At 51.0% G+C, this 19,804-nt stretch carries 23 protein-coding genes; 14 read left to right on the top strand and 9 right to left on the bottom strand.

All coding sequences use genetic code 11. The features are described 5' to 3' along the window. Positions 1-38: 38 nt before the first annotated feature. From ACT3RU_RS07090 to ACT3RU_RS07080, 3 genes are all read right to left on the bottom strand, one after another. Entirely contained in the window at positions 39-704 is a 666-nt protein-coding gene (locus tag ACT3RU_RS07090; RefSeq protein WP_087105830.1) for a fumarylacetoacetate hydrolase family protein, read from the bottom strand. Positions 705-820: 116 nt separating this feature from the next. Then, positions 821-1,804, bottom strand: coding sequence for an ectoine hydroxylase (gene thpD / locus ACT3RU_RS07085; protein WP_192527574.1), 984 nt, complete (start codon positions 1,802-1,804; stop codon positions 821-823). Positions 1,805-2,453: 649 nt separating this feature from the next. Next, a complete protein-coding gene (locus ACT3RU_RS07080) occupies positions 2,454-3,257 on the bottom strand; it encodes a Crp/Fnr family transcriptional regulator (RefSeq protein ID WP_192527573.1) in 804 nt (267 codons plus the stop codon). A 460-nt stretch (positions 3,258-3,717) separates the two neighbouring features. Between ACT3RU_RS07080 and ACT3RU_RS07075 the strand changes: the two genes are divergently transcribed. After that, positions 3,718-5,013 carry an ATP-grasp domain-containing protein gene (locus tag ACT3RU_RS07075; protein WP_225733817.1) on the top strand — a complete coding sequence of 432 codons (1,296 nt, stop codon included), beginning with the start codon at positions 3,718-3,720 and terminating at the stop codon, positions 5,011-5,013. Positions 5,014-5,024: 11 nt separating this feature from the next. After that, on the top strand, positions 5,025-7,067 hold the full coding sequence (locus tag ACT3RU_RS07070; RefSeq protein WP_192527572.1) for a CocE/NonD family hydrolase: 2,043 nt from the start codon (positions 5,025-5,027) through the stop codon (positions 7,065-7,067). Between the two features lie 132 nt (positions 7,068-7,199). Here the strand turns inward: ACT3RU_RS07070 and ACT3RU_RS07065 are convergent, their stop codons facing one another. From ACT3RU_RS07065 to ACT3RU_RS07055, 3 genes are all read right to left on the bottom strand, one after another. Beyond that, the gene (locus ACT3RU_RS07065) at positions 7,200-7,415 is read right to left on the bottom strand and encodes a DUF892 family protein (protein WP_225733816.1); all 216 of its coding nucleotides are present in this window, start codon (positions 7,413-7,415) and stop codon (positions 7,200-7,202) included. After that, positions 7,412-7,561, bottom strand: coding sequence for a manganese catalase family protein (locus ACT3RU_RS07060; protein WP_225733815.1), 150 nt, complete (start codon positions 7,559-7,561; stop codon positions 7,412-7,414). Before ACT3RU_RS07060 ends, ACT3RU_RS07065 begins: the two co-directional genes overlap by 4 nt. 279 nt (positions 7,562-7,840) lie before the next feature. After that, positions 7,841-8,053, bottom strand: coding sequence for a con-10 family general stress protein (locus tag ACT3RU_RS07055; protein WP_192527571.1), 213 nt, complete (start codon positions 8,051-8,053; stop codon positions 7,841-7,843). 1,161 nt (positions 8,054-9,214) lie between these two features. On the opposite strand from ACT3RU_RS07055, the gene ACT3RU_RS07050 reads away from it, so the two are divergent. After that, on the top strand, positions 9,215-10,369 hold the full coding sequence (locus ACT3RU_RS07050; RefSeq protein WP_483392643.1) for a hypothetical protein: 1,155 nt from the start codon (positions 9,215-9,217) through the stop codon (positions 10,367-10,369). Positions 10,370-10,608: 239 nt separating this feature from the next. Here ACT3RU_RS07050 and ACT3RU_RS07045 read toward each other — a convergent pair whose 3' ends face one another. Together ACT3RU_RS07045 and ACT3RU_RS07040 are read right to left on the bottom strand one after the other, a co-directional pair. After that, positions 10,609-11,682 carry a phage portal protein gene (locus tag ACT3RU_RS07045; RefSeq protein WP_483392642.1) on the bottom strand — a complete coding sequence of 358 codons (1,074 nt, stop codon included), beginning with the start codon at positions 11,680-11,682 and terminating at the stop codon, positions 10,609-10,611. After that, the gene (locus ACT3RU_RS07040; RefSeq protein ID WP_483392641.1) at positions 11,679-13,457 is read right to left on the bottom strand and encodes a terminase large subunit domain-containing protein; all 1,779 of its coding nucleotides are present in this window, start codon (positions 13,455-13,457) and stop codon (positions 11,679-11,681) included. Before ACT3RU_RS07040 ends, ACT3RU_RS07045 begins: the two co-directional genes overlap by 4 nt. Before the next feature lie 146 nt (positions 13,458-13,603). Between ACT3RU_RS07040 and ACT3RU_RS07035 the strand changes: the two genes are divergently transcribed. From ACT3RU_RS07035 to ACT3RU_RS06985, 11 genes are all read left to right on the top strand, one after another. Further along, positions 13,604-14,416 carry a GPO family capsid scaffolding protein gene (locus ACT3RU_RS07035; protein ID WP_483392640.1) on the top strand — a complete coding sequence of 271 codons (813 nt, stop codon included), beginning with the start codon at positions 13,604-13,606 and terminating at the stop codon, positions 14,414-14,416. Positions 14,417-14,430: 14 nt separating this feature from the next. After that, entirely contained in the window at positions 14,431-15,489 is a 1,059-nt protein-coding gene (locus tag ACT3RU_RS07030) for a phage major capsid protein, P2 family (protein WP_483392639.1), read from the top strand. Between the two features lie 9 nt (positions 15,490-15,498). After that, complete coding sequence (gpM, locus tag ACT3RU_RS07025; RefSeq protein WP_483392638.1) at positions 15,499-16,179, top strand: phage terminase small subunit; 681 nt, start codon at positions 15,499-15,501, stop codon at positions 16,177-16,179. Positions 16,180-16,281: 102 nt separating this feature from the next. Next, positions 16,282-16,749, top strand: coding sequence for a head completion/stabilization protein (locus tag ACT3RU_RS07020; RefSeq protein ID WP_483392637.1), 468 nt, complete (start codon positions 16,282-16,284; stop codon positions 16,747-16,749). Then, the gene (locus ACT3RU_RS07015; RefSeq protein WP_483392636.1) at positions 16,746-16,961 is read left to right on the top strand and encodes a tail protein X; all 216 of its coding nucleotides are present in this window, start codon (positions 16,746-16,748) and stop codon (positions 16,959-16,961) included. Before ACT3RU_RS07020 ends, ACT3RU_RS07015 begins: the two co-directional genes overlap by 4 nt. Before the next feature lie 8 nt (positions 16,962-16,969). Beyond that, the gene (locus tag ACT3RU_RS07010; RefSeq protein WP_483392635.1) at positions 16,970-17,173 is read left to right on the top strand and encodes a hypothetical protein; all 204 of its coding nucleotides are present in this window, start codon (positions 16,970-16,972) and stop codon (positions 17,171-17,173) included. Then, complete coding sequence (locus ACT3RU_RS07005; RefSeq protein WP_483392634.1) at positions 17,163-17,648, top strand: lysozyme; 486 nt, start codon at positions 17,163-17,165, stop codon at positions 17,646-17,648. Before ACT3RU_RS07010 ends, ACT3RU_RS07005 begins: the two co-directional genes overlap by 11 nt. Further along, positions 17,645-18,067: an Rz-like lysis system protein LysB gene (lysB, locus tag ACT3RU_RS07000; protein ID WP_483392633.1), complete on the top strand. Its 423-nt coding sequence runs from the start codon at positions 17,645-17,647 to the stop codon at positions 18,065-18,067. Before ACT3RU_RS07005 ends, lysB begins: the two co-directional genes overlap by 4 nt. Next, positions 17,970-18,182, top strand: coding sequence for an Rz1-like lysis system protein LysC (gene lysC / locus ACT3RU_RS06995; RefSeq protein WP_483392652.1), 213 nt, complete (start codon positions 17,970-17,972; stop codon positions 18,180-18,182). The genes lysB and lysC overlap by 98 nt, the downstream gene beginning before the upstream one ends. Beyond that, positions 18,179-18,664 carry a phage tail protein gene (locus ACT3RU_RS06990; protein WP_483392632.1) on the top strand — a complete coding sequence of 162 codons (486 nt, stop codon included), beginning with the start codon at positions 18,179-18,181 and terminating at the stop codon, positions 18,662-18,664. The genes lysC and ACT3RU_RS06990 overlap by 4 nt, the downstream gene beginning before the upstream one ends. After that, a complete protein-coding gene (locus ACT3RU_RS06985; RefSeq protein WP_483392631.1) occupies positions 18,661-19,110 on the top strand; it encodes a phage virion morphogenesis protein in 450 nt (149 codons plus the stop codon). The genes ACT3RU_RS06990 and ACT3RU_RS06985 overlap by 4 nt, the downstream gene beginning before the upstream one ends. Here the strand turns inward: ACT3RU_RS06985 and ACT3RU_RS06980 are convergent. Further along, positions 19,095-19,787, bottom strand: a complete 693-nt coding sequence (locus ACT3RU_RS06980; protein WP_483392630.1) for a hypothetical protein — start codon at positions 19,785-19,787, stop codon at positions 19,095-19,097. The two genes, ACT3RU_RS06985 and ACT3RU_RS06980, sit on opposite strands and share 16 nt — an antisense overlap. Positions 19,788-19,804: the final 17 nt, after the last annotated feature.

Genomic DNA, 19,804 nt, shown 5'->3' with positions numbered 1-19,804 from the left:
TGGAAGACCAAGGGGCGCTTTCACTATGCAACGCTGGCTTATTCAGCAACAGAGGTTGTCACTTCCAGGCCGCCGGTCAGCGTTAAGCGCAGTGATGTGCCTCGAGTTAACTCACCGACACCAGCGGGGGTGCCGGTTAAAATGACATCGCCCGGCTCAAGCGTGAAATGACGGCTCATTTCCGCAACCAGCGAGGGAATCGCAAAGATCATATCCGCACCTTCCCCATGCTGGCGCGCTTCACCATCAACCTCCAGCGTAAAGGCCAGTGCATTCCAGTTAGGTACTCGGCTTAGTGGCAGGAACTTGGATAGCGGGCACGACCCATCAAAACCCTTGGCGATTTCCCACGGGTGGCCTTTCTCTTTCAGCTTCGTTTGTACATCGCGTAGCGTTAAATCGAGCGCTAACCCAATACCCACAATCGCACGTTCAGCTTCATCCGGCGTCGCGTGGGTGAGGGTTTCCCCAACTAACAGGGCAAGTTCGGTTTCATAGTGCACATCGCCTTGAGAAAAAGGCGGGCTCAGCGGCTGCTCTATATCCACGACACTTGTCGCAGGCTTAATAAATAACAGTGGCTCGCTGGGAACGGGATTATCCAGCTCTTTCGCGTGATCAGCATAGTTGCGGCCAACACACACGACTTTGCCCAATGCATGGGGAAATGCCTGACCGTCGGTAAATTGTGGAACAAGACGCATGGCGGGTACTCTCCTTCTCATTATACGTGCCGCGTTCTTAACGACAGACGCAACAGTTTACCCTACCTATGTGTATGTTCCACAACCCAATACGAGGTTATCGTTCATCCTCCCAATCACTTATCGACTCGCCACTCCTGGCCTGGGTCATGGGCCAGAAAGTCCGGACGCTGCTGCGGGGCCGCATACGGCTCGCGGCAGCGATTATCGGGGCGGTTAAAGACGAAGAACACGTTACTGCGCGGGTCCGGCGACAAGTTAGCGTTTGAGGCATGAAGTGTATTGCAATCAAACAGCAATAACCCACCCGCCTTACCTTTCGGCGCTTCAATACCGTGCTCAGCGACCAGTTCAGTGAGCGCCTCTGGGCTTGGTACGCCCACTTCCTGCGCTTTCAACGAACGCTTATGGTTATCCACTGGCGTCTCCCCCTGGCAGGGCACAAACTTCTTGTGCGAGCCAGGAATCAGCATCAGCGGGCCATTAAATTCGTGATTATCGGTCAGGATCAAGGACGCACTTACTGCATGCATGCCGGGCATACCATCCTCAGCATGCCAGGTCTCAAAATCCGAGTGCCAGTTAAAGCCCTTACCGGCGAACCCCGGCTTGTAGTTAATGCGTGACTGATGCACATAAGGATCATCACCAATCAACTGCCGAGCGGCGCCTGCCACGCGCTCATCTCTGGCCAGCGCGCCCAAGCGTTCTGAAAGGTGGTGTACCGCAAACAGTGAACGAATTTCATTACTTTCAGGCTCGGTAATACTGAAGTCTTTATCACGGTAATCATCCGTACTCATAAGTGCCTGCATCTCAGCACGCAGCTCATCAAGCTCACTACCGCTAATCAAATTCGGGATAAACAAAAAGCCTTTACGTTCAAATTCATCCAGTTGAGTTTCGCTTAAAGGCCCTGCCAGGTGATGCCCTTTTACAACGGCGTCCTGACGCGCCTGCCAAAGTGCTTGAGGAGGCTGTGCCAAGCGCGATGGATAGGGATCATACAGTTTCGTATGTTGTGAAGAGGGCGAATCCGCTAACTCGCTGTAATGCTTATGGGCGGTCACATTATGAAAAGATAGATTGCTGACTGTCATCTAATCCACTCCTTGTATGATTAAATTTCAGATCAAGGTCATTGCCATCACAAGGTAGCTAACTTATACGTCTCTGCAAGGCAGAACATAGCCTTTATAACGTGGATTAAACCAACATCGCTTAAGCGATTATTAACGCTTCAACCTTCTTTAATGGGCTAAAATTTCATCAAACTCGCCAATTAATTATAACACATATCCAAAGTTTACTGAAAACACCAACCCTATAGATAACAAGCTTTAAGCTTGTACGAATTCGAAAAAAGAGCTCTTCTTTCTCTATTAAAAACCATCTTTCGCTATTTGAATGCCTGACCATCTTCCATGCTTAGGCCGTGGCGATGGAAAACATCCTTGCCATCACATTGACGCTTTAAGGGGTTCTCAGCACTGACTTGAACGCACTTTCCAAATTCAAATCAGCCATGCGGTTTCATGCTATCCAAGCCATGCCAACAGTCCTCTCCAGTGGAGAGGGCTTTAGAAAGTGGCAATTTCATGCTAAACGACCAACATTCAAATAAAAAAGACCAACTACGACAACAATTTAAAAAAACCAGCCAAAAGAAAATACGATTCACTGATCAGCTATCGTAACTCTTTCATTAAAAAGCCCGTAATATACGGCTACTAAAACACGAATATAACGTTACTCTATACGGACATGGCCATAAATAAACTCACTATCAAAACCTGTTGCTGCTGCCATTTCCTCCGGCTTAAGTAGCTTAATGCTACTCCTCGTTTTACGAATAAACTTCTTTTGTTCCAGTGCCGTCATGCAGCGGCTAACATGGACACTAGTAATGCCTAATAGCTCACCTACTACATCTTGAGTAATAGGAAATGCGTAAATATTAGTTTTCAACATCCCTTTGAAGCAGAATCGTGCATAAATTTCTAATAAAAAATGAGCAACACGCTCTTCAGAACGGTGGTGCGTACAGCTTCTTAATCGTTCAATGGTAATATTGTCGTTGACCATGATATAAGACATTATTGCTTTTCTAACGCTCATATTGGTTTTGAAAAGCTCATGTATATCTTCCACCGATACTTTCTCCAGCTTACAGTTAGTAAGCGCTAATATAATAATGTCGTGATTTTCAAAGAAGCTGTCCCGAATGCCTATTATATCGCCCGGCATAAATACATTACATATGTCTTGACTTCGTTTATCAGAAGCATGACAAAGGCTCGCCCACCCTTCTTTCACTACAAATATATCTGCCCGACCATCACATAAAGAAAACATTTTTTGATTTCTCTTTAACTCGACCGGTTTTTTACGCATTGCGTATAAACTTTCTATAGATTCATGTTCCAACTCCCCATACAAGCCCAGAATATTTTCCAAGGTTATATCAAAATCTGGAACGTCGAAATCATCAGCGCCGCTGTTAAAGCTTTTTCTGTCCATAACATTATAGTTTCCAGCTATTACCTTATCCATTTCTACACTCCCTGTAGTTAGACGAAGGTTATGCATGATAGCCAAAAGGTAAAATATTAATACAGCCAAAAAAGGTGAAAGGCGAAAAAAATATAGTCAACGTTAAAAACATAAACAAGAATTATTTATTTTCCCTACTTGGATAAAGAACATTACTAATTTCATTAGCCGGAAAAAATTAACAATTGTTAATTTTTACATTGGCTTATATCACCAATTACCGGTGTACGTTCTTTTCAGGCAACGTAGGTTTGAAAAGAATCGTTACGTTTATAAACAAACTGAATCCCACTAGGTCACATAACAAAGATCAATTATCTTAAAGGCATCTAATAAGCATGTTAACTAATAAATACGGAATTGAACTTTATTAAATTAAACATATCAAGGATAAATACTACCAGCTGTCTTACGCTAATCATGCGGCATTAGGAGAACGACCTTATTCACGGAGAGAATAATGATGAAACGTAATATTTTTGTGGTTGCTTTAGAGGATAAGCAGCGTCATGCGATGGAAACCTTGCGTGAGGCAAAAGCATTAAACATTCATGAACTGCTTAGTGTGGATACGGCGGTTGAGGCTGAAGAGCTATCGTTTAATCAGCTTTTTGAAGAGACCAAGGCGCAACTAGACAGCTTCTCAGGGTCAATAGATGGCATTATCGCGCAGTGGGATTTTCCCACCAGCGTACTAGTTCCTCTCCTCTGCCAGCATTATGACCTTCCTTCTCCTTCCATTAAGAGCGTTTTAACGTGTGAACATAAGCTCTGGAGCCGCCTGGAGCAGAAAAAGGTGATTCCTGATGTGGTGCCTGCCTTCTGTGGTGTCGATCCTTTCAAAGATAATCCGATTGACCAGGTAACCCTCGACTTTCCCTTTTGGATAAAACCAGTAAAGGCCTTCTCTTCTCATCTGGGGTTTAAGGTGGAGAATCAGGCGCAGTTCGACCATGCAATTGAAGAAATACGCATGGGCATTCGCCAATTGGGCGACCCTTTTAACGAAGCGCTTGCGTATGCTGACCTGCCAGAGGAGATTCAAGCGCTGGATGGTAATTCCTGCATTGTTGAAGAGATCGTCAAGGGCGTACAAGCCGCCCCTGAAGGTACGTTTTTTAAGGGCGAGTTCAACGTGCACGGTATTATCTCCCAACCGAAATCGGATGGCTCTCAAACACTTTTTGATCGCTTGGAGTACCCAAGCAATCTGCCAGAACACGTCCACCACAGAATGGTGGAAACCGCTAAAGCGTTTCTTACCCATATTGGCTACGACAATGGCTGCTTTAATGTTGAATTTATGTGGGACGAAGCAACTGACAAACTCTGGCTGATCGAAGTCAATACGCGTATTTCTCAGTCGCATAGCGAAATATTTGTTTTGGTTGACGGGATGTCCAACCATGAGGTGGCCATCGATATCGCTTTGGGCCAACGCCCTTCACTATTAAATCGTCAGGGCGTGGCACCTGTGGCGGCAAAATGCTTTATTCCCTACGCCCATGAAGATGGCATCGTGACGCGGGTGCCCAGCCAAGAGAACATACAGGCGCTTCAACAGCGCCTACCGCACACAGATGTATGCCTTGATGTTGCGCTAGGCCAACGCCTTGGCGATTTACTGCATCAGGACAGTTTTTGTTATCGACTAGGCACGCTTTACATCACTGGCAACAACCACGAGGAGATCGAAGAGAATTATAAATTTTGTTTGGATTTTTTAGATTTTGAGATCAAAAAAGTGGATCTTTAAAAGGAGGTAGCATGGAAGTGATCAACGACTTTCCTTATAACGTCCGCGAGATAGAAAACGTCTTTATTCCTATGCGTGATGGCAAGCAGTTAGCCGCGCGCATCTGGCTCCCCGAGACAAGCCCGGAGTCGCCTTTTCCCGCGCTTATGGAGTACATCCCTTACCGCAAGCGCGATATTACGCGAGGCCGCGATGCATCCAATCACCCTTACCTTGCTGGTCATGGCTATGTGTGTGTTCGTGTGGATATGCGCGGTAGCGGTGACTCTGATGGCGTATTAACGGATGAGTACACGCAGCAAGAGCAGCTTGATGCGGTGGATGCGATCGAGTGGATTGCCCGCCAGGCTTGGTGCGACGGCAATGTCGGCATGATGGGTATTTCCTGGGGCGGCTTTAATAGCCTGCAAGTCGCTGCTAAACAGCCGCCTGCTCTCAAAGCCATTATCAGCCTCTGCTCAAGCGACGACCTGTATGCCGACAATATGCACTATATGGGTGGCTGCCTACTGGGAGACAATTTATCGGAAGCGACCGTAATGCTGGCGTTTAACGCCCTACCCCCGGATCCTTTGATAGTGGGCGACCGCTGGCGGGGCATGTGGCATGAACGCATGGAAGACAGCGGCCTTTGGATTGACAAGTGGCTTCGCCACCAGCGCAGGGATGCGTACTGGACCACCAGCTCAGTGTGTGAAAATTATGATGCTATTCGGTGCCCGGTTTATGCGATTGGTGGGTGGGCCGATGGTTTTACCAATACCGTCTTCAGATTAATGGAGCATCTAGATGTTCCGCGTAAAGGTTTAATTGGCCCCTGGGGTCATAAGTACCCTCACCAGGGAATACCCGGGCCCGCCATTGGTTTTTTACAAGAAGCACTGCGCTGGTGGGATTATTGGCTGAAAGGTGATGACAACGGCATTATGGATGAACCCATGCTGCGTGCCTGGGAGCAGGATAGCGTACCACCTGACAACGCTTATGAAGACAGACCCGGCCGCTGGTTGACAGAGTCCGAGTGGCCATCGAGTAATTTGCAAGAGCAGTGTTTCGTCTTGTCGCCTTACCGGCTTACTCCCCAAACCTGCTCAATCGGTACGTCTGAACCTAACGTTGAGCCTGCCACGATGGGACTACAGTCGCCGTTAAGCGTTGGCTTGTCAGCCGGTAAATGGTGCTCCTACGCCGCGACACCTGACTTACCCGGCGACCAGCGCGAAGAAGACGGCGGCTCCCTTGTTTTTAGTACAGATGCATTAACCGAGTCGTTAAATATCTTTGGCACGCCTTCTTTAGAGTTGGAAGTTTCCAGCAATCAGCCACAGGCCATGTTGGCAGTCAGGCTTTCTGATGTCGCGCCGGATGGGAAAGCAACTCGCGTCACCTATGGTCTGTTAAACCTTACCCACCGTGATAGCAATGCAGAGCCAACGCCGCTTGAACCGCATCGCACCTACCGGGTGACGATAGAGATGAACGGTATTGCCCAGAAATTCCCCGCAGGACACCAATTACGGCTTTCTATTTCAACCTCTTACTGGCCTCTTGCCTGGCTCCCTCCCAAGCCTGCCCAAGTGAATATGACCTTTAACCAGTGCGTGCTTAAACTACCTGTGCGTACCGCAGACCATCATGGGGATGGCTTAACGCATTTTGGAGCGTCCCAGTCGGCACCGCCTCTTGAGATCACTCACTTGGCACCCAGCAAACATAATTGGTTGTTGCATCAAGATCTGGCGGCCAAGGGTTCAACGTTGGAAGTCATCAATGACCAAGGGTGCTTTCGCATTAACGATACTGGTACCGAGATTCACCGGTGCGCCCGCGAATATTACACCACGGTAGGTAATGATTTTACGTCAGCACGTGGCGAGACGATGACGGAAAGCTCGTTTCAGCGGGATGACTGGCATACAGAAGTGTATACCCGGACCGTGCTGAGCTGCACTGAAACGGACTTCATTATTCATGCCCAGATGGATGCTTATGAAGGGCAGTATCGAGTATTTTCCAAAAACTGGGAGTCTACAATTCCACGCGACCTGCTGTAGAAAAGCTGGCATGGAAAGAAGGCGGGGATTAACAAACCACCTTCCCCAATCGAGCAAAGCCGCCTACACTCATTAGGCGGCTCTTTTGTGCATTAAAAAGTAGCAGGTTAGACGAATTTCGATAGATAACGCTTAACGTTTAGCGCGCTGGTCATCGTCATCAGCACGATGCAAAAATTGTGTGGTCGTAGACTCCAGATGATCCGCCATGGCAATTTCTTCCTGAAGGATCTCTTTGCATACTTGAGCGACGCCCGTATGGCCCGCACTTTCCGCCGTTTGAATTAAAGCCTTGTAGTTGGCGATTTCAAAGTGCTCAAAAGCGTAACAGGCGATACTCCCTTTCATGACTTCATCGCCTGAAAGAAATACTGCATCGCCACCCGAATTTCACCCTCAATGCCGCCAATAGCTTGCTGCAATAGCATGGAAAACTCAGGGTTAGGTTTATCAACTTTAACTGGATACTGCAGTTTCGCTGAATGGTGAAACATTTTGCCTCCCCTACATTAACTGCCAGGAAGAAAACTTCCTGGCAGCAGACTTAAATGTTGCGCAGTATCAGCCTCATTACTAACGGCTCCTTCCAGACAAACCGCTTCCTTGCGAGTCCACCAGATGAATATCTGATCGCGTTTAGTTAAGCACTGAAGGCCTCTGCACACTCCCCTTTAAGCAGTAACTCACTCAGATGCTATTACTGCCATATTTACAAAGGGGCAACGTTTAAGCTAAGTGGTTATGTAAAACCTAATCAACCTGGTTGGCTGTCATCAGGAATTACCACCGTGGCTGTTCTCTCCACCTTTCTTACCGGCTTCGGAAGCTCGCTCCGGATCATTAGCGAAGTTACCTCCGCTCTTTTGACCACCTTTATGGCCAATATCTTCATAAAATTCTTTACCATGGGTTTTTGAGGTGGCTTCAACACCTTTCTGTCCTGCCTGTTCGCGGCTCATTCCATTATCTTTGCGATCATTAGCCATGATTCATCTCCTTTTCATGCTTTCGGCAAAAACATATCAATCATTAACTCGATTAACCAATCGAGTAATTTGAGCGTAGCTAACCCCAAAGCCATTTCAAGAGATATGATAGATAATGGAAATCTTTAATTTTTGTCGCCACGTTGTTTTGTTGTTATTAAAATACGGCGCCAAGGTAACACAATATAGGGTTAACAATGCTTATTTCTACCGTAAGCAACGACATAAAGAGAACGTATCTCCCTTATTATTTAATTTACGTAATTTTTTCATATAACTATTTTTTAAATAAATCTGAAAGTAATAGCGTGAAAGCGATTCAAATCATTGAAAATGAATAAAGCGATGGTTAAAACAACCTTCTTGCATACTCACGAAAATTAGTTGGACCACGGTGCTTCGCTACTACTATTTTTGCAGCTGTGGGGTGCCAAGGTAGGAAAAATGAACACCAGCGCTGCCCAAGTCGGAGATGATGGTCAAGCAGCCACCAGAAAGCCTATTTTTTTATTTATCAAAAACCCAGTATAACGACCATAAGCCATTGAAATAAAACACCATACAGAATCAATGTAAGAGAATGCTTACAAAAATATCAGCGATAGACTACATCATTTCCTGCTAAAGCCGTTAGAATCGTACCTGCTACGGATCGCAGTAGCTCACTTGAGTCGCGCCAGCCCATGGAAGGGTTCGGAAAGCAATATGCGAAAGGATCAAGGACGCGCGACAGGCCACGGACGGCCTTATCACCCATGTTAGATAATCTCTGCTAAATTATTAGCCCGCCATTTTCAGCACCCACTTTACTCATCTTTTTTACCAGTTCTCATCGCGCCAACTAATAGGCGTTATGCCTGCCTTTATAGTTACTTCTTTATGTTTATTTTTATAGCACGCACAAAAAAGCCGCCCTTTCGGACGGCTTAATCTAATTCTCTAACGTGTTGCTTTTAACCATCTTCTGATGGTGCCGACACCAGGAGTCGAACCCGGGACCTACTGATTACAAGACATCCAAATTAAACATAAATTTCAATACCTTAACCACACAAAATCTATGCTAATACAACTATAAAAAAACTTGAATACAACAGCTTACCATCGACATCTATGAAAAAAAGAGCACGTAAACTACAATATTAACAAAAGGAGATATTCATGAAAGAAAAAATAAACTTCCAAAGCGCTGTAGAAATGACACATAAAATTGGTGTCGATAAAAATCACCCCGCAAATATCCCTTCACTAAAATTCCTCAGAAGCAAGTATTATAAAAGTGTTGAACAAGAAGTTATTTTTCTACCTCAATTTTTAAGAAAAATGAAATTCACATGCAGTAGAGGTCATACCTTCCAACCTAAATGGCTAGATAAACGCACACCCATTGACTCATTTTTTTTAAAAAACGGCATGATACTTCAAGCTTCAACAACTCAAACCGAATGCACTTTCTGCAACACTACAGTTTCTATAGACTTACCTCGCATAAAGCACAAGGGTAGCGTTAAACTATTTGGTGATGAAGCTATTAGACAGTCTGCTGATAAAAAAATTTACACTTACACCTTGATAAGCGAACCCACTCAGAAAAAGCACTACGACAGATTTAAAAGAGACTTCTACAAAATAAAAAGAAAAACACTTCCCCACAAACATCCCTCATCATGGACCTTACACTATCTTGAATTTTTTAACGAAAAAAAGAGAAAGAGCAGCGAAAATTTCAAGCATCTAAGCAAAAAAGACGTCATCGATATTTCAATAGAAATTGGCGAACTTCTTAAGAAAAACAAAAAAAATATTGAAATATGGAATAGCACGGCTGTTTACACCTCATCAAAAACGGTTAAAAACAATCTTGAAAAAGAGCATAAAAAGATTGTTTACTACCCCTTAATAATGCAGGCACTTAGAGAAACCACAGCAAGTGGCTACTGCCCATACATCCATTTCGAAAGAACCCAAAGCGATGGTTGGGCAAAAAAACTCTTTGAGGGCGGAAGATTAACACTCATGTGGCCTTTTTTAACTCATGGCTTACCAACCCCTGACCCAAAATTCTGCGTGCCAACAGAAAGCATTTTCTTTGAAATAGCCGACTTCATAAGCTTTTGCGTAGCACGTTATTTATACATAATTTCTGAAATAGATAATGGGAAAAAATTTTCAATAGATATGAATCCTCGATGGCTCGGAGAAATACGTTACATAGGATTTACAGAACATACCTCAACTATCCATAAAAAAGCTGATCATTATCCTCTAAACGTTTTATTCGAAGGTACTTCATGGTCACAGATAGATACTCAATGATTTCTTAAAACTGCAAAATTCTGCATGAAAACGCATAAATAAACAGTCCATTCGAACCGCCCCTCCGCCCAGTAATGGCGCGGCCTGAGCCGCTGCTGCAAGGGTGCATAAAAACCACCACATTTAGCGCGCGGGCGGGGCGGGGGTCCGATGGCGCGCCGTGGGGGCTGGCGGTGGCGGCGCGTTGTGCCAGGCACAAAAAAACCGCCCAGGTGGGCGGCGTGTAATAGTTGGCAGATTTAAATGATCGGGGGTTCTTCCGGCGCTGTGCCTAACGAGTATTCTCTGAACCGTATGACGTCTATCCCCAGCATATCGTTGATCTCACTGAACACCGCCTGCACCGGTTCCAGCTCATTAGTGACAAACACCTTGGCGGCTTTTTCCACGTCACCAAAACCGCCGGTGTTATTGGGCACGATGCCCATCAACTGCGGCGGGATGCGGTGGCCGGCCAGCTGGTCGTCGCGGGTGATGTTCTTGATAGCCGCGAAGTCATCCTTGGCCGCCACCTCGCTAATCGGGATGATCTGGATGCCGTCTTTCTTGCCGTTGGGGCTGTATAGAAACAGGTTGCGGAAGTTGCCCACGCCCTTCGACTCTTTCAGCGCGGTACGCATGGCATCAATATCCGTCTGATCATGGGCCGCATCGGAGACATACATCACGAAGCCGGCATGAGATCCATTCAGGTAATACTTGCGCCGGAACAGCGTGGCGTTTTCATTCAGGTAGATCGACTGAAGAGCGCCCAGGTAATCGGGCACGCCGTACACTTCTTGGTTGATGTCCGGTTCCAGCAGGTGAATGATGCTGCCCTCGTCGAACTCGCTACGATCGGACCAATTGGGTACCCAGAAATACCGGCTCAGGTCAGCACCCCGTCGCACGTACTTGGCGCGGGCTGGTTTGAGTGCCAGCAACCTGCCCAGGCGGCCGAAGATCTTCTCAAGGTAGCAATTCCCAAACACAAAGTAGTCGGTGGCCAGCGCGCTAAACGCTTGCCGGCTCAGTAGAGGGTGGGGAATAAATGAGCGCACAAGGATATTACGTTTCACTTGGATGGCTGAGCCATGGTGCGCTGTGGCGCGATAGGTCTGGGCCAGTGCGGGAAAGTCTACCGGTGGCTCGTACCACTCGTTGCCCAGCATCCAACAGCCGGTGTAGAAAAAATCATAACCATCAATCACCGGCGTTGGCTCGCCAAAGCTGAACGCTTCCGCCTTGGCCGGCGAGGCTGTCTCGCCTGCTTTCGTCACATCGTAAGCGGGCACGCGTACCCGGGGCTTTGGCGCTACTGCCGCTTCGCTCATCCGTACATCTCCATTAAGGAACGGCCCGTGCCGTAATCGGCAGGACCATCAAGAGGTTCATTGTGTAAGGCGTGCATGGTGGCCCACGCCAGGTCAGCGTGGCCGGTTTGATTATTGCGCCCAGCGGTGTAAGTCATCTGGCGGCCCGAGGCTGTCAACTCGCGTCGGATCGCCATGAACGACTGGGCTAGATCCACCCAGCCGGCATCAAATTCAAGGCGGCCCTTGTTGATGATCTGCTGCGCTTGCATCACCAACCGTGACTTCATTTCGGGGGTATAGCGGTACCGGGTGACGGTGGGGAAAAACTTGGCGACCAGCTGGGCCACGGCTTCCCCAAGGCCCGACGTATCGATACCGATAAAGGTCACGTTATAACGGCGGGTCACGCTGCGAATGAATTCTGCCTGGGCCTCGTAGTCTCGGCCTTTAATACGGTGTCGCTCCAGGATGCGGTGCTTGCTCTCCAGCGTTTTGGGCGGCGCGACCACGACAAGGCCAGCACCGTCGCCATCCTCGCCATCGCCGGCCGGGTCGTAACCCACCCACACCGGATGCTCACCATAAGGTCTCGGCGCAAACGGTTTCAGATCCCGCCAGGCATCCCAACTGTCCACCATGCAGCGCTGCATCATGCCCAGCGGGAAGGCGCTTTGCGTGTCGTCCACGAATTCGCACATCAGCAGGTTTGCAAACTCGTCATCACTGTACTCAAGGCGCAGCTGGTCGATGTCGAACAGGTCACAGCCGCCGGCAATAGCATCTTCGATAGTGACGATCTGCCGCCACTGGCCATCCGGACCGCGCGCGCCGCTCTTCAGCGCTGCGTGGCTCACGTCGATCTTCACCCGGTCGGCTTTCTTCTGGCGTTTGTTGAACCGATCACCGGTCCAGAATGGGTAAGCCTCATGGGCCACGGAGGATGGCGTGCTGAAGTAGGTCTGTTTCCACTTCTTGTGCATCGCCATGCCGGACGTCACCTTGCGGAACGTCTCGAAACCGTGAATCCAGAAGTATTCATCCAGGTAGGTGTCGCCGTGGTACCCCTGAGCCGTCTTGGCATTGGTACCCAGAAAGTGCAGCTCAGCGCCGTTGGCGAGGATGATGGGGTCGCCCTTCAACTCGACGCCGGTGACTTCCTTCACGAACTGCACGATGTAATGCCGGAAGATATGCGCCTGAGCCTTACTCGCGCTCATGAAGATCTTGTTCTTGCCGGTCTCCATGGCATCGGCGATGGCTTCCCGGGCGAAGTACCAAGTAGCCCCTATCTGGCGGCTCTTAAGCAGGTTGCGGATGCGCTCATGCTGCCCCGCCCGATACCAGCCGCGCTGGTAATCGAATAGCGAAGCCTCGAACGCTTCAACAATCTGAATAACGCCTTCATCGCCCACATCGTTGCGGGCGGGCTTCTTCTTCGGCCCTTCGTTACGGCGTTCGATGTTGGGGTTTAGATCGCTCTCCTTACCGCTGCCCTGGTACTTGTGTACCCGAGCCAACCGCTCGATCTGGCGGCCCAGCAGGTCAATCTCCTTAAAATCCTTCCCTTCTTTTTGATCCTTCCAGATCAACTGGACCAGGCGCGCCTCCAACGCCCCTTCTACCCGCTCGGTAGGCGTGGCGTCGTCCCAGGCATCGCGCTTTTTCCAGCTATCGACGGTCGCCCGTGGCAGATCCAAAAATTCAGCAATGCGCGCAATCCGCCACCCCATCCAATAGAGATGGCGAGCAGAAAGGCGGTGATGGTCGTCGTTGATGTGCGCTTGAGGTGTCATGCCGCCAGCGTACCCGCCGCGCTTGATGCCGACGCCTGCCCCACCTTGTCTTACCTCGCTCGCACAACGCCCAAGCGTTGAGTCAAACGCGCTACACACGGAACCTGACGGCAGCCCAACCGCCCCTACCAAACCGAGGTCCGCTAATGCCCTGGCACCGTATCGCAAAAGAAGGCGCTACCACCGATGGCCGCACTATCAGCGCCGAATGGCTCACCCAAATGGCCACCAACTTCGACCCCAACAACTATGGTTGCCGGGTCAACATGGAACACATCAAAGGCATGCTGCCGGATGGCCCATTCAAAGCCTACGGCGACGTGACGGCGCTCAAAACTGAGAAAGGCGACGACGGCAAGCTCGGTCTATACGCCGAGATCGACCCGACCGACGAACTCAAGGCCATGGTCGAGAAACGCCAAAAGATCTACACCTCCATGGAAGTGGATCTGGATTTTGCCGACTCCGGTGAAGCCTACCTAGTGGGCCTAGCGGTCACTGACTCCCCGGCCTCACTGGGCACGTCCATGCTCAAGTTTAGCGCCGCCGAAGGCACGAACTCCCCGCTGGCCGCTCGCAAACAGCGCCCCGAGAACTTGTTTTCCGAAGCGTTGGAAACCGACCTCTCTTTTAGCGAAGAGCCCGAAGAAAAAGGCCCGACACTGGCCGAGCGCGTGAAAGCGCTGTTCAAAAAGCAGGACGCTAAAACGGAAGCAGGCTTTGCCGCCTTCCGCGCCGATCTGGAAGAAACCCTGGGCTTGTTCGTTGAAAAACATCAGGCACTCAGCGAAGCGCTGAAAAAGCGCCCCACTCAGTCCGCCTTCAATGATCTGAAAAGTGCCCACGACGCATTGAAGAAAGACTTCGACGCGCTGTACAGCAAGATCGACAACACCCCGAACGGCCAGCCGCGCACGCCCGCCACTGGCAACGACGGCACCATCGAAACCGACTGCTAAGAGACGCCACCAATATGCGTAATGATACCCGCACGCTTTTTAACAGCTTCGCCACTCAAGTGGCCAAGCTTAACGGCGTCCCGGACGCTACCCAGAAATTTGCCGTCGATCCCACTATCCAGCAGCGGCTGGAAAAGCGCATTCAGGAGTCCAGTGATTTCCTTTCGCGTATCAATATGGTCGGTGTCGATGAGCTGAAAGGCGAAAAGCTCGCCCTTGGTGTCACCGGCCCCATCGCCGCCCGCACCAACGTCAACAATCAGGATCGCAAAACTCGCGACCTCACCACGCTGGATGCCCAAGGCTACGAGTGCCGAATGACCGAATTCGACACCCACCTGGGTTACGCCAAACTGGATGCCTGGGCCAAGTTCCCCAACTTCCAAGCCATGGTGCGCGATGTGATCGTTCGCCAGCAGGCGCTGGACCGCATGATGATCGGCTTCAACGGCACCTCGGCCGCTCCCCAAACCGACCCGGTGGCCAATCCCTACTTGGAAGACGTCAACATCGGCTGGCTGCAGCATTACCGCACCCAAGCTCCTCAGCGAGTGATGAAAGACGGCAAAACCAACGGCAAGATCCTCATTGATCACACACAGATAAAGGACGATACGAACAAAGTAACCGGTATCGTCGGTGACTACGCCACGCTAGACGCGCTTGTTCAAGACGTAGTCAACAGCCTGCTTGACCCGTGGTTCCGTCGCCTTCCAGGGCTAGTGGTTGTCCTCGGCCGCAATCTGATGTCGGACAAATATTTCCCTCTGCTCAACCAGCTGCCGCCCAGCGAGCAGCTAGCCGCCGACCTGGTTATTAGCCAGAAGCGCATCGGTGGGCTGCAAGGCATGGATGTGCCCTTCTTCCCTGATAACGCGCTGATGGTCACCACGCTGGATAACCTCTCGGTCTACTGGCAGAACGGTGCCCGGCGCCGCCACGTCACCGAGAACCCACGGCGCAACCGCGTGGAGAACTTCGAATCTTCCAACGACGCCTACGTAGTGGAGGACTTCGGCGCGGGCTGCCTGGTTGAAAATATCGAGCTGTCTCCAGCAGCGTTGAACGGTTAAGGAGAAACGATGACCAGCCCAGCCCGCCGCCATTTCGAACGCGTTAGCGCCGCCCAAGCGGCCGCTGACGCGGGCGAAGCACCCATGCAGGGCGAAGCCTACGAGCTCATGCAAGCCGCCCTGTTTGAAGACTATCGCCGCCTTAAATCCACTCAATCAATGGAGAAAAAGGCCGAGATCAAGCGTGAGATCCTGCCCAACTACGCCGAGTACGTGGCCGGCGTCCTAGAAGCCGGCCAAGGCGCCCAGGACGACGTGCTAATGCGCATCATGCTTTGGCGTATCGATGCGGGGGACATAGGCGGCGCTATTGAGATCGCCAACTACGCAATCAAATACGGCCTGACCCCGCCCGACCAATTCGAGCGGGGTACCGCCGCCCTCATTGCTGAAGAAGTCGCCGACCAAGCGCTCAAGCAGTTGGATGAAGAAGGTACCAACACCGCCAATTTGCTTGCGCAGCTGGTCGCGGTTGAACAGCTCACCCGCGATGCGGATATGCATGATCAAATCCGCGCCAAGCTCCACAAGGCCTTGGGCTACGCCAGCCGAACCAACGGCCAGTTAGAAGATGCCCAAATAAATCTTGAACGTGCACTTGGGCTCAACGACCGCATTGGTGTGAAGAAAGATCTCGAACGCCTGGAACGTGAACTGAAACAGAACGCCGCCGCGCAGCCCCCGGGCTAGCGGCCAACCGAGTCGACCGCCGACGTCAGGGGGCGCGTCGTGAGAGCAACGGTTCACCGTCGCTCGAAACGTCGCCCACCCCCTTTTAAACAGGCTGCCACCATGAGCTTTACAGGCTACACCACCAACCCGCCCAGCAAGCGGTTGGAGATAATCATCAACAATGGTTTCTGGCCGGATATCGACCCGAACGAATATCAGGAAGAAGAACGCGTTGCCGGCGTAACGGAAGCACGTATCCGCCAATCTCTGCGCGCCGCCGTCGCCGATATCAACCGCCAACTGGCCAACTTCCAGCATCAACAACAGCAAGCCGGCCGCATGGCTTGGGACGCCATACCGCTCGAACCCTGGCAATCACCCGGCGACGTGCAACTGCTCTACACCCGCGCCGTCTATGCGCAGACCCAAGCGGATCTTCTGCAACGCTACCGCGACGCCTCAGCCACAGGCAAAGGCGACGAACGCGGCGAAGCCAAAGACCTCGCCGCGGACGACTACCGCGCCGATGCCCGCTGGGCCATCGCCGAGCTAACAGGCCGCAACCACACCACGGTCGAGCTGATATGAAACGGGTAGTGCGCGCCCACCAAGGCGAAACACTCGACGCCCTGCTCTACCGCGTCTACGGCAAAACCGCCGCGATAACAGAGCAAGCGCTACAGCTTAACCCGCACCTCGCCGAACAAGGCCCGGTGCTGCGCGAGGGAACGCCGGTCACGCTACCGCCGCCACCGGAAACCCGCGAAACAAAGAAACCCAAAATACAGCTTTGGAGCTGAGGGAGCCCATGAGCCACCCGTATGAAATCACCACCGAAAGCGCCAAGCTCGCGCCGCCAGCCGTCGTCTCGCTGCTGCACGTCGGCGGCATGACACCGGCGGATTGGGTCACCGTGCTAACGCTGCTGTACCTCGCGCTGCAAATCGGCCTGCTGGTACCGCGCTACCTCACCCGCCTACGCCACTACTGGGAGAACCGCCGTGGGTCTTAAAACACGTATTGGTGTCAGTCTCGCCGCCGGTGCCATTAGTATCGCCACCGCCGTGGTGTCCTACTACGAAGGCTACCACCCCACGGCGTACCACGACCCGGTGGGTATCCCGACCATCTGCTATGGTCACACGGCTACCGTACGCATAGGGCAAACACTCAGCCAGGCAGAGTGCGCGGCACTTCTCGAAGCCGATCTGGGCGATGCCTTCGCCACGGTCGACCGCCGCGCCCGGGTAGATCTACCACCACCCACCCGCGCCGCGCTGGCATCCTTCGTTTACAACGTCGGGGAAGGCAACTTCGCCCGCTCCACCCTGCTACGTAAGCTCAACCGGGGCGACATGCGCGGTGCCTGCCATGAACTAAGCCGCTGGGTGTACGCCAAAGGGCGCAAACTCAACGGCCTGGTGAAACGCCGCGCTACCGAACGGGAGCTTTGCCTGGCAGGGCTGGAACAAGAGGTCACCCCATGACCCGCCCACTTGCTGCCCTCGCCATCCTGCTGCTGGTCGTACTGGTCACCTGGGCACTGTGGCAGCGCACCCACGCCGCCGAGGCCCGCGCCGATCTCGCAGAACAGCAGCTTGCCGAATCCCGGCAGCGGGAACAGGAAAGCAAAGTCGTGATTGATGCGCTCTGGGAAAACGCCCGCCGCCTGGAAGCCCAGCGCCGCGTGCTGGCGGATCAACAAGCCACGCTTTCCCGCACCGCCGCCAACCGCCTTGCCACCATCGAGGACCTACACCGTGAAAACGCCACGCTACGCGATTGGGCTGGTACTCGCCTGCCTAGCCCTGTTATCCGGCTGCGCAACCGCCCCGCCGTTACCGGTGCCCACGATTATTATCAATCAGTGCGCGACGCCCAGCCCCTGCACCCTGCCAGCGAGTAACCCGCAAACCAACGGTGAGCTGCACCTGCAGTTGGAAAGCACAGAGGCTGCCTGGGCGCAGTGCGCCGCCGAGGTCGACGCCATTATTCTCTGTCATAGCGAAGCCCCACAATGATCAAATTACAGCACTTAAGGGCGCATTTGCTCGCTAGTGTCCCTGAATTGGCACGTAACCCCGAGCAGCTCCATACCTTCGTCAACGACGGCAAGATCAAATTCTCGCGCGGCACCAATTTAAGCCACCAGTACGCCGTCGACGCCCAAATTCTCATCACCGACTATAGCGGCCCACTCGACACAGTCATGATCCCGCTGCTGCAATGGCTCAACACCTACCAGCCGGATCTCGTCGAAGACGAAGCGGTTCAAATCGAAGCAGAGATCCTCAACAACACCCACTGGGATCTAGCGCTAACGGTGCGCCTAACAGAACGCGTGGTCGCCCTGGTCAACTGCGAAACCGGCAGTATCAATTCAGAACACCGCATGCCCGCCTACCCCGCCGACGCCTGCCCCGCCAAGCACTGGCAGCTAAACATCAAGCACCCTGGCGATGACGACTACACCCAAGAATCGGCATGGGATAGCCCAGCATGAACGACGACCTGCAGCAGCTAGACAGCTGGCTCACACCGCTGATTGAAAAGCTCACCCCTAAAGAGCGCCGCGTTTTGGCCCGCGAGGTCGCGCGAGATCTGCGCATCGCCAACCGCGACCGCATAAAAGCGCAAACGAACCCCGACGGCACCCCGTTCGAACCACGCAATCAGCTACGCGGGCGGCGCGGTGCCATCCGCCGCAAAGCCATGTTCACGAAGCTGCGCACCGCCAAACACCTGCGTATCAAAACAACCGCCGATGAAGCAGCTGTCCAGTTTGCCGGGCGCGTCGCCAAAATCGCCCGCGTCCACCACTACGGTCTACGCGACCGTGTGGAAAAAGGCGGCCCCATGCATAAATACGCTCGCCGCGAACTCGTAGGCATCACAAAAAATGATGAAAGCGTCATTGCAGATATCATCATTCATTACTTATCTAAATAATCTAAAATTGAGCCTTCATTGGCAATATACTGGTTGATGACGTCACGCCCCTGCTCATTCCAAGCCATAGTGACCGACCAGTCAGAAATATTCTCAAGCATAAGACTCCCATCAGTGACATTCTGTTTGTCATCAAAACTATAAAAATAAATCTGCTTATCACCAACATAAAGAACTTTACCTTGATAACACAACTTATCTTTATTGCAAATCTCATCAAACCCATCACTTATTAGCCTGTAAGACATATGTTGAACTGCAACATCTGTAACTTTTAAAAATAAATTTAAGGAAAAAATAAACAAAATTAAATAAGTGACGAATATTTTTCCTGCAGATCTCCATCCAAAAAATAAATTAAAATAATAAAAGCATGGCTGCAGTCTTCTTTTACCTTTAAACGTCAGTTCATGCCAAATTCTCATAAGTAATCTATCCGTCAACCCGCTTAGAGCTGCGAACATTATTGTAATCAACAAAATAAGAGCCCAAGGTTTAATAACAAATAAGATAGCCATAATACCAAGATGGATATAATCCGACGTTACTACTCTTATCCAGTTAATATTATTTGTAATCACCCCTAGGTAAGCGTACTGCCACATAAAACCTGTCACATAAACTATCACTGTCAATAAAGCACCAATACTTAGATTAAACTTAACAATTTCTTTCATTGTATAACTCGCTGTAA

Origin of the sequence: Halomonas sp. TP35 (assembly GCF_052375975.1) — a bacterium.
GTDB classification, from domain to species: Bacteria; Pseudomonadota; Gammaproteobacteria; order Pseudomonadales; family Halomonadaceae; genus Vreelandella; species Vreelandella citrativorans.
The sequence above is the reverse complement of the archived record's forward strand: the minus strand, read 5'-3'. Positions and strand labels throughout refer to the sequence as shown.